The sequence below is a fragment of the Roseivirga spongicola genome (assembly GCF_034376045.1).
Lineage (GTDB): Bacteria > Bacteroidota > Bacteroidia > Cytophagales > Cyclobacteriaceae > Roseivirga > Roseivirga spongicola.
In genome coordinates this window covers 439,042-451,142 of record NZ_CP139724.1, presented here as the reverse complement: position 1 = coordinate 451,142, position 12,101 = coordinate 439,042, and the positions used below count along the sequence as shown (strand labels likewise).

Annotated in this window: 3 protein-coding genes; all 3 read left to right on the top strand. The window is 42.5% G+C overall.

Annotated features, from left to right (window positions below):
- Positions 1-44: 44 nt before the first annotated feature.
- The 3 genes from T7867_RS02080 to T7867_RS02070 all read left to right on the top strand — a co-directional run bounded on the left by T7867_RS02080 (position 45) and on the right by T7867_RS02070 (position 12,046).
- Positions 45-479, top strand: a complete 435-nt coding sequence (locus T7867_RS02080; RefSeq protein WP_068224778.1) for a hypothetical protein — start codon at positions 45-47, stop codon at positions 477-479.
- A 442-nt stretch (positions 480-921) separates the two neighbouring features.
- Positions 922-1,749: a helix-turn-helix domain-containing protein gene (locus T7867_RS02075; protein ID WP_068224776.1), complete on the top strand. Its 828-nt coding sequence runs from the start codon at positions 922-924 to the stop codon at positions 1,747-1,749.
- 397 nt (positions 1,750-2,146) lie between these two features.
- Complete coding sequence (locus tag T7867_RS02070; protein ID WP_322299792.1) at positions 2,147-12,046, top strand: Calx-beta domain-containing protein; 9,900 nt, start codon at positions 2,147-2,149, stop codon at positions 12,044-12,046.
- Positions 12,047-12,101 lie beyond the last annotated feature (55 nt).

Sequence of the window (12,101 nt, the reverse complement as noted above, 5' to 3'; positions counted from 1 at the left end):
CCAATCTTTGGGAGGGCAGGGTGAGGATAAAACATGCAACCAAGATGAAAATAAAGAGCATATACACCCTCACACTAATAGCAGTAATCGCTTTGTTGTCGTTAGGCTGCGAGCAGAAAGATGACGGTACGGGGCCAAGCATTCAAGACCTTGCTTACGAGAAGCTAGCTGGTCAGTGGACGCTAGGAGAGTTTGGGAGCATCAAGCTAGAAGGAGCAGATGTTAGCCCCAACTATCCGGGCTTTGCCCTGTCTTTTGCAGATGGCACATACACCACCACCAACGCTGGCGACCTATTCAGTGCCAGTGGCACATGGGAGTGGGCCGATGAGTCAGCCGCAGTGGTAAACCTAGACGATGGCAAAGTGGTGAACATCCAACAGCTCACCTTTAGCAAGTTTGTGTTCAGCTTTACTAAGTCCGATGGGCCGGTAAGAGCTGGCATGGCCGGTAACTACGTGATAAGGGTAGAAAAATAAATTGTTGATCATATTTATGTTGATTTTGAGCTCATGGCAAACGTGTCATGAGCTCTTTTCTTTGGCTAATACTAAAAGGGTGGGCTTAATGGAATACGAAGTATGATTTTGAGAAAAAAATAAGCAGAAATAAGAATTAGGCTGTTTGTTGATATTCAGTGCTTTACCTTGTGAAAGTAGGCGAATGCTACTAGATGAAGGCAAAACCATTTAGCTAAATCTCTTGGTTTTTTAAGGTTGTATTCTGTTTTAATGGTATTTTTAGAGCGGTTATTGGGGTTTTTAACCAGATCGCCATAGACTCAACTTTTATTTCGCCTAATATGAGGTGTCCTTCATTGTACAAATGTAAGACGCATTTTTTCTCGTGGCCATTACTTAATGGTTATCTCAGTGATTACATCCTCTGGTTTGGGTTTGTTAATCATTTGGCTAACTGTAAATGACTTTAAAGCTCGGCCATATTGAACCTCGCAAAGAGCTTTCTTGTGCTGTCAGGTCTTTCTTTGAAATGTCTTACGATGCAGAGAAGAGTAGAGAAGATTACCTGCTTCCTTCTGGTAGAATTGCATTCTTCTATATCAAAACAGAGAGCGAGTTTCAAGTTGAATTCGAATCTTCAAACAACTGTTCAACAGTAAGCACTGGTTATTATTTAGCTTATTTAGATGGTGCTGCTCGTTATGTTCACCCTAAAATAACAGTTTTAGCAGCCTCGATATATCCTGTTTATCTAGGTCTAATCTTCAGAGTAAAACCTAAAGACATATTGAATACTTTTACTAGGCTAGACACTATCTTTAATATTGAAGATAGTGGTTTGCCAGTAGATGTTAGTCAGCTGAGTTCACTTCGGCTAATGAACCAGATGCAGCGATTTATACTAGCGCAACTTCAGAAAAACCCCATGAGGGAAGATGTAGAGTCAGTTTATAAGAAAATAGTAGACGCCAAAGCATACTCCCTTACTGTAAAGGAGCTTTCAGAGTGGATGGGCTATACGGAAAGACACTTTACAAGCATATTTCAAGAGTATTCAGGCTTTTCCCCTAAGCGATTTATACAGCTAGTTAGGTTTGATCGATCTCTGAAAATGATTGATGATCTTGGTAGTTCTGGTAAATTATCTGATGTGGCTTACGAAATGGGCTACCACGATCAGGCTCACTTCACAAGAGATTTCAAACAGTTTTGTGGTAAAACACCTAAAGAAATAAGAGCTGAGAGAGGCTCTGCTGCTTATCTTTTTCGCAGAGGCAGAGTGTATTAGCCTGTGCCAACTTCCGATTAGTACAATTTATTGTGTTCGAAAGGTTCTTTTTTTGTGTTCTAAGACCCCTCTTTCAGATGCATACTACCATCTGTTAGAGACTCAACTAAAACATTAACGAGTTTCCCTGCTACTACCAGGTCTATTATAAGCTAATGGCTTAATAATGGTGTCCTTGTTTTAGGGAGCATAACACCTTTCACCACACTCATGAAATATACAGTTAGGCAACCTTTCAAATCCAGTGGGCAAGAAGTTCCTACTGGTAAAATAGTATTGAACATTCCTGCTAAAGAGAACATTTAAAGCTCATTTGAGTCACCGAATCTCTTGAATACTAACTGTCCTTTTATAAACGAATTACCAAGCATCTCCATATAGTTTAATTGACTTTTTTATGAAAAGAATCATTCTGTTTTTAATTCTATTAACGTACTATCAAGCAGCATATGCCCAATCAGTTTTTCAAGGGTTAGAATCTTCGGGTTCTGATAGCCGGAATTACACCTCAAATATCACTCCGTATAATCTTAATACTGATACAGACTTATGGACTAGATATACATCTAATATTGCTGAAACAAACGAGATATATTCAGGTGCTACTACTGCTGATTATGCAGAGGAGTTTACTAAAACAGTGAGGGGTGAGGATGAGTATTCAAATACACTTAGTGCTGGAGATATTGCGTTTGTGGGGTATCATACCGATTCAGACGATGGCTTTACTTTTATAGCTTTAACGGATATACCCGGAGGTGAAGTTATTTATTTTACGGATAAAGGTTGGAATGCAACAAATGCTACTTGGTATCTAAATTCAGAAGACCATATTACTTGGACTGCACCAGCAGGAGGAGTTTCTATAGGTACTGTTATATCAATCATAGAAACTTCAGGCGATAGCTTTACCGTTACTCACGGAACAGCATTTCTGTCTGGAAGTGGCTTCAGTTTACTTGGGGGAGACAGTATATTGGCTTATCAATCATCATCTGGTGTAGAACCGGCTAACCCAACTTTTATTGCCGGTATATACGGAGATGATAATTATGTACACACTGTTGGATGCGATGATGCAGGCGGTTGGCTTAGCTGTTCTACTTGTACTCATATTAGTGGATCTTGTAGTACCGCAAGTGGAGATACTTCGGGTATGCCTGCAGGTTTAACAAATGGGGAAAATGCTTTAGCTTTATTTCCTAATAAAGGAGAGGAAGATAATGCTAAATACACAGGAACACTTACAGGAACAGTTTCTGTTGTAAGAGCAGCAATACACAATCCTGCTAATTGGACTACAAATCAGAGCCCTATTAATATAGCTGCTAATCAATATTCAGGTATTAATATAACTCCTGATGTATCCAATAATGCCCCCACCGCCTCTGCCTTCACTGCAAATCCATCAGGGAATCTGACTTATACCTTTTCGACTAATGATTTTGGTTATAACGACAGTGATTCAGATGCTTTAGATCATGTATTAATTGAGGCTGTACCAACAAACGGTACATTGTATTTAGATGCTAATTCTAATGATACATTTGATGCGGGAGAAGCAGTCACTGTGGCTCAGCAAGTGACAAAGGCAGATTTAGATGCTGGTAACCTTCAATATATACAGAACGGAAATACAAACACTTCATTTCAGTTCGAAGTCAATGATGGTAAAGCCGATAGTTCTGGAGACTATGTTGCTACCTTAAATATGATCTCTCATTCAGTGGTTAACTGGGCTGGAGGAAGTAACGCAAATGCTGCTACTACAGGACAAGATGGTGTAGCTGCAATAGCCCTAGGCGAGTTTAGATTAGATGCTGGCGCAAGTGTACCTTATACCGAGTATGACGATTTTAATTATTTTGCAAATTTCCCGCCTGATGGATTGGATTTAGCCTATTCCAACAGTCTAGTGAACACTTCGGCACCTAATGCTGGTTATTCGTTTGCTGAAACCTCTGGAGCAGAGTTCAGCTTAGATTCATGGGTTTTCTTTTCAACTACAGATAGAACGCCTGGTGATGATTTTAGGATGATTGGGCTTAGAAATGGGGTGGAAGTTGTACGGTCAGATTTTCAGTTAGGAGATATAGACAATATGCAATATGTTACCATGACCAGAGATACACACTATTCTGGTAGTGAGTGGCAGAATGTTGATGAAGTTTATTTGGTTCACCTAGGTACTAATCCGAATGACGCTCAAAACAAAGGCCAAGTTAAGTTTATGATAGGTGATGTAACCGTATCTGCTGCGGTAGCGCCTACCCCACCAATTATAGAAGTAGGCACGGAAAACACTGCCAGCTCTAGCAATGCAGTTACTCCGCAAAGTAATTTTTTCGAAGACTCTAGAAGGGAATATTTAATTACAGCTTCCGATCTGGGTGCTCTAGGGTTAAAAAATGGAGATAAGTTGTATTCACTAGCATTCAAATATACTAGTGTAAACCCAGTAACATCCAATGTTACAATTAGTCTCAAATCTACCACGCAAACGGAATTTTCTAGTTTCTCATTCGAAGGTGGGGGAACGCAGGTCTTTTCAGGAACACATACACCTAGTGTGGGATGGGCCACAATAGTTTTCGACACTCCATATACTTATGATGGCAATGGCATAGTGGTGAGTTATTGTTATGATAACAATTCTTTCAGTGGTAACTCTACAGTAGAGTATAGTGTAACAACATATAGCTCAAATAGGTATGCTTATACCGATGGTGCTTCAGGTTGTAGTCTAAGTAGTTTTGGAGTCAACTCGAATAGACCGAACATGCAGTTTGCTACTGTCCCACCTAATAATGCTCCTACGGATATTTCGCTTACTGCTACTTCTATCAACCAAAGTGTTACAGGAGTAAACACAACGGTTGGTACACTTTCTACCACAGATGCAGATGGTGGTGATACCCATACCTATTCTTTGGTTGCAGGTACAGGAGACGATGATAACGCTAGTTTTAATATTAGTGGTACTACTTTAAGAACAGGCAGTGCCCTGGCCGCAGGTACATACGATATAAGAATAAACACCAATGACGGTACTGATGATTTTGCCGAAGAGTTTACCATTACCGTGGTAGATAATGTAGCTCCTTCAGCGCCTAGCACCCCAGATTTAGCTACTTCCTCAGACTCTGGTAATGAGGAGCATACCGCAGGGTCTACTTCAGATAACCTGACCAATGATACCACACCAACATTTGAAGGTACAGCGGAAGCTGGCGCTACCGTAAAAATAATATCGAATGTCGATGGAGAAGTAGGTAGCGGTATTGCAACTGGTGGAAATTATTCAATAACTACGAGCGCTTTGACTGCTGGTGCTCATACCATTACGGCAACTGCAACAGATGGATCCGCAAATACCAGTTCTGCTTCTTCTGCCTTGAGCATTACCATCGATACTACTTCACCTACAGTTAGCATTTCTACCACTTCCAGTAATCCGACCAATGATAATCCCATTCCCGTAACTATCACCTTCAATTCTGAGGCAGATAATATGACGGAGAACGATATTACCGTGGTGAATGGCACAACTAGTAATTTTGTTTCTCCAGACAGTACTAGTTTTTACGTGGATATTACGCCTTCGGGTAATGGGGGCGTTCAAGTATCCCTTGGCGCAGGCACGGCTTTTGATCGAGCAGGGAATGCCAATACTGTTTCGAATACATTAAGTCTAACTTTTGATGGAACTGCCCCAGCGTTCAGTTCAGTAAGTCCAAGCTCAAGTAGTTCAGTGAGTAATGCAAATGTTGGTTACACCTTGTCTGAAGCTATTGCTTCAGGTACAGTTACCTTTACTCGTACAAGTGGTACAGCCGATGGCAATTCACCACATGTGGTAAACCTTACAGGCAGCGAGTTGAATGCAGGAACTTTTTCTGCAAGAGCTCTTACCAATGCACCAAGCTTGGTTAGTGGAGCAACTTATACTATATCATTTGATGCAACAGACGTGGCAGGTAATAGCGCTACTACTGTGAGTTCTACGGGTGTGACTTTTGATAATATTGCACCAACTATTACGTCCATTACAGCACCTGTTAATGGGGCTTATAATTCAGGAAAAAACCTACAATTTACAGTAGCCTTTAGTGAGTCAGTTAGCTATGACGATGGGAACTCATGTGAGCCACCTTATTTGCAGATCAACGTAGGAGGTGCTATTAAAGTAGCGACTTACTCATCAGGGAATGGTACGGCTTCTTGGACTTTTACTTATTCAGTGGGGAGCAATGATAGTGATGATGATGGTATAGCAATCAGCTCTTTTAGTTTAGGAGATTTAGGGGTTCAAGATGTAGCAGGAAATGCTCTGAACACTACTTTGCCAACATTGCCGAATACATCTGCCATTATCATAGATAATACGGATCCAGTAATTAGCTCTGTGAGCCCAAGTTCGAGCAGTATGATAAGCAATGCTAATGTAGGTTATGCTTTATCAGAAACAATAGCTTCCGGTACAGTTACCTTCACTCGTACCAGTGGTACAGCCGATGGCAGTTCACCACATGTGATAAGCCTTACAGGCAACGAGTTGAATTCAGGAACTTTTTCTTTAGGAGCTCTTACCAATGCACCAAGCTTAGTTAGCGGAGCAACCTATACTATATCATTTGATGCTACAGACGCGGCAGGCAATAGCGCTTCTACTGTGAGTTCTACTGGTGTGACTTTTGATAATACAGCTCCAGTAATTAGCTCAGTTAGTCCTAGTTCTAACAGCGCTGTAACTAATGTAAATGTACGTTACACTCTATCAGAGGCAATTGCTTCGGGTACAGTTACCTTCACTCGTACTAGTGGCACAGCCGATCGCAATTCTCCACATGTGGTAAGCCTAACAGGCAGTGAGTTGAATGCAGGAACTTTTTCTGTAGGCGCTCTTACCAATGCACCTACTTTGGTAGATGGTTCTGTTTATACAATCAGCTTTGATGGAGTAGATGGAGCGGGCAATGCGGCAACAACTGTGAACTCAACAGAAGTGACTTATGATGTTACCTTACCAACAATTACATCCATTACTGCCCCTGCAAATGGCTCATACAACGCAGGTAAAGATCTAACATTTACTGTGACCTTTAGTGAAGCAGTGACTTATAGTCAGATAGGTTCATGTTTTCCTCCGTCTTTGAGAATCGATGTTGGAGGATCTATCAAAGCTGCAACTTATGTATCTGGAGACGGTACCGATTCTTGGACCTTTACTTATTCAGTGGGAAGTAATGATAGCGATAGTGATGGAATTGTAATCAGCTCTATTGATGTAGGTGATCTAGGTATTAAAGATGAAGCAGGAAATGTTTTAAACACTACTTTACCAACACTACCAAATACATCGGCTATTCTAGTAGACAATGCAGCTCCTACAATTAGCACATTAAGTCCAGCAGACAATACCACTGGTGTTAGCTTAGATGGAGACTTTGTCCTTACATTCAACGAGGCCGTAGTAGCTAATACAGGTAATGTTACCGTGCATAGAGTGAGCGATGATGGTGTAGTAAGAACATTTGATGTGACTAATAATGCTATTGTATCTGTTTCTGGCAGTGTAGTTACGCTTGATAACACTTCAGATCTTGCTCTCAATACAGAGCATTATATTTTGGTTGATAATGGAGCGTTTGAGGATGTGGCAGGGAATAGTTTTGCAGGTATTTCAAGTATCGCAACTTGGAGTTTTACCACAATCGAACAAACTAAAATGTCAATTGATGATCCTTCTATTGCAGAAGGAGAATCTGATAGCAAAAGCCTTACGTTTACGGTTTCTTTGTCTCAACCAGCACCTGCAGGAGGAGCAACAGTAGACTATGCTACTTCTGATGGCACAGCTAGTTCGGCTTCAGATTATACTGCTACTTCAGGAACGGTAAGCTTTGTAGAAGGAGAGTCTAGCAAGACCATTACCGTTACTGTTTCTGATGATGCTGTTGTGGAAGATGATGAAACATTAACCGTAGGTCTTACAAACCCTGCCGGTGCTAATGTGGTGATTGATGATGCTACAGGAGTTGGAACCATCACTAACGATGACCAGGCAACTGTAACTATTGCAGACGTTACTGTAGCCGAAGCTGATGGAACAGCAACGGTAACCTTCACTTTAGATAATGCAGTTGAAGGAGGCCTTTCAGTAGATGTTAGTACTACAAATGGTACCGCCACGGGCGGAGTAGACTTCTCGCCAATAACAGCTCAAACCATTACGTTTGATGGTACAGCTGGCGAAACAGAAACACTCGATATTACAATTACAGCTGATGCTATAGTTGAGGCAGATGAAACAATTACTGTTTCAATGAGTGGACTGACACCAGCAACTGCGGCTTCAACAGATATTGATATTACAGACGGAGCCACGGTAACTATCACAAACGATGATGTAGCTGTGATTACCATTGCCGATGTAACAATAAGCGAAGATGCTGGAACAGGAACCGCAACGCTTACCTTAGACAAAGCAGTAGCAGCAACATTCGATGTTTATGTAAACTCAGCAGCCGGAACAGCTGGCCACAACGATGACTTCACTGAAGTATTTAATGAGATTGCTTCATTTGCAGGAACAGCAGGTGAGACGCAAACCATCAACTTCACTGTGCTAGATGATGATGTAGTTGAACTTGATGAAACCTTCAGGTTATTGTTGAGCAGTGTAACCAATACATCTCTAAATCATGATGATTTTAACCTAACCGATGAGGCAACGGTAACCATTAAAAACGATGATGCCGCTACACTTGCTATTGATGATGTTGATAAGGCGGAAAATGCTGATGGAACAACAGCTACATTGACCTTTACAGTAACGCTAACTGGTGATGTTGATCAAGGTATGACGGTTGATTTCGCAACAAGCGATGGAACAGCACTTTCCGCTAGCGATTATACTTCAGGGTCAGGAACCTTGAACTTTGCAGGTACCGATGGCGAAACGCAAACGCTTTCAGTTGCAGTTTCAGATGACGATTTAGTTGAAGCAGACGAAACATTTGATGTCACGCTTTCTAACCTGCTAGCCGGAGGAAGAAACGTTAGCATCTCTGATGCTACAGGAGTTGGGACCATCACTAACGATGATCTAGCGTCTATCACTATAGCCGATGTCACTGTTGATGAAGAAGACGGAACGGCTACTGTAAGTTTAGTGCTAAATAAAGCGGTAGAAGGAGGTCTTACTGTAGACCTAAGTACAGCAGATGGAACAGCGACTACTACCGATAGCGATTACACCGCGTTGGTTTCTAGTCCAGTAACTTTCGCTGGTACAATTGGTGAGTCACATGATGTAAACATTACTATTGGCTCGGATTCCAAGCTTGAAGCAAACGAGACCTTTACAGTTTCCATGAGCAACCTAACTCCTGTAACGGTGTCTTCAACAGATATTGATATTACAGACGGAGCCACGGTAACCATCAATAATGACGACCAAGCAACTGTAACCATTGCCGATGCAAGCGGGGCAGAAGCTGATGGAGCCATTACGCTAACCGCTACATTAGATAACGCAGTAGACGGAGGCTTCTTTGTAGAATTAAATACTGCCGATGTAACAGCGCTTTCAACTTCAGATTACACTGCGCTTATTAGCCAAAAGCTGACCTTCTCAGGAACAGCAGGAGAGCAGCAAACCTTCACTATTACCCCTACAGATGATAGTATTGAGGAATCTACGGAGACACTTACTGTGAGCATGAGCAACATCTCAGCAGGAACGGTAGATGAAAACAACATCGATATTACCGATGGAGCTACAATAACCATTACCGATGAAGATGATAATACCGCACCTGTTGGATATTCAGTTACCCTTGACGATGCCTTGATCGGCTCAGCCGAAACAGCCATCAGCACCTTCACCTTTACAGGGGCAGAGATTGGAACTACTTACAACTATATGGTGAACTCAGATAATGGCGGAACCAAGGTTGCAGGATCAGGAACAATTGCAACAGCCACAGATCAGGTAACATTAACAGACCTTTCAGGACTGAACGATGGAACACTGACCTTGTCAGTAACATTGACCGATGCCTCAAGCAATGTAGGAACAGTAGTAACTGCTCAAGCAACAATCGACCAGACCATGGAAGCTACCTTGTCACCAGCCGATGATGCTATTGATGTTCTACCAGATGCCAAACTAAGCATGGACTTTGGAGAAAATGTCTACAAAGGAACCGGTAACATCACCATTGCACAGACCAGCAATGACGAGGTATTGGAAACCATAGACGTGACAAGTAGCAATGTTGTAGTAAATGGTTCAGAAGTAACCATAACTCCAACAAACCTATTGTTACCACCAAGCACAGAGTTCTATGTTTCTATAGAAATAGGAGCACTTACCGATGATGCAGGGAATAACTATGCAGGTGCTACAAGCAAAACAGCTTGGACGTTTACAACAATTGCAGCACCAGTAGTAACCGCTACAACAGTTCCTACGGCAGACACGTATGCGATAGGTGATAAGCTTACTTTCGAGACCAGCTTTACGCTACCAGTAACTATTACAGGTACGCCAAGCCTACCAATTACGGTTGGAACAGAAACGAAGGCCGCCACACTAAGTGGAAAAGTAAGCGAAAGCAACACCGCAACGTTCACTTATACCATTACAGAAGGCGACTTGGATACAGACGGTATCATGGTTGGATCAACCATCGACCTGAACGGAGCTACCATGGTAGATGAGTTCGGAACCGATGCGATCTTAACGCTTAATAATACCGCCAGCACGGCCAATGTTAATGTAGACGGAATCCGCGCAACACCAACCATTACTTCAGTGGTGAGCGACCTGACCAATGCAGCCTTTACAGTAACTGTTACCTACGATGAACCAGTTTCAGGCCTAACAGCTGAAGACCTGAACATCACCAACGGTACAGCAGATAATGTAACGGTAGTAACCGCAGGCCTAGTTTGGACAGCAGACATTACCCCAACAGCAGACGGAGCAATTACTGTGGCAGTAGCCGCAGCAGCAGTAACCGATGCCGCAGGTAATACCAGTGTAGCTTCAGCATCTGAGATTGCAACTACCTTCGATGGTACAGCACCAGCAATTATAAGCATTGCAAGGGTTGAATCAGAGCGAGTGAACACAGGAGTAGACAAGCTCAACTTCACTGTGAAGTTCTCTGAGAATGTAACAGGAGTAGATGCATCAGACTTCCAAGTGGCAACCACAGGTACAGCCACAGCAAGTGTCAATACAGTCACTCAAGTAGATGGTAAAACCTATACGGTGAACGTAAACGGAATCTCAGGCGAAGGCACCATAGGCCTGAATGCCAAAGATGATGACAGCATCATAGATGCAGCCACCAATGCCCTAGCTTCAGCATTTACAGGAGAGGTGTACACCACCAACTTTGTAGCTACAGACATCGCGCTTTCTACAGCAAACATTCAAGAAAACAATGCAGTAGGAGCAGAGATTGGAGCATTCAGTACTACAGATGCCGATGCTGGCGACAGCCATACTTACACTTTAGTGTCAGGAACAGGAGATGCAGACAACGCAAGCTTCACCATTACTGGTAATAAGTTGCTAGCCGCAGAAGTCTTCGACTTTGAGACTAAGAACAACTACAGCATCAGAGTGAAAACAGATGACAGCTTTGGAGGAACCTACGAAGAAGTGTTCACCATAGAGATCATCAACGAGGCAGAAGCAGTAATAGTAGTGACAGGCGAAGGAACCTTTGATGAAACCATTCTTGGTCTTTCGGCCACTAAGAGTTGGACTATTGAAAACCGAGGCGAAGCCGCTACAGAAGTTAGAATCATCAGTTCAAGCCAAGGCTTTAGTGTTAACCCAGGCTCTGTTCAGCTTAACCCAGGTGATACAAAGAACATCACCGCAGTGTTTACACCAACAGAAGCCAAAGTGTACAATGGAGTTGTGGTGTTCAACTATGACATCACCAATAGCATCCAAGACAATGTATTGGAAATTGGATTGAGTGGAGAAGGTGTGATAGTGACGGGCTTGGATAACGGACAGATCAGCGAAGAGCAGATCGGAGTGTTCCCTAACCCAGCCAGCACCTATGTGACCATAGACTTGAGCGAGCTCAGCGGCATGCCGTTGAACATCCAGATGATCAGTCCAACAGGAGTGAGCAGACTAGAGAAAGAAGGTTATGACAAGTCGGAGCTGACTATCGATGTAACCAACTTTGAAAGTGGTCTGTACATCATCCAGTTCAGCAATGAGAGATCACTTGTGAGAAAGAAAGTCCTAATCAGAAAGTAGTAACAGAAGTAAGTAGAATATACCGACCCCACGTCCTCCCAATCTTTGGGAGGGC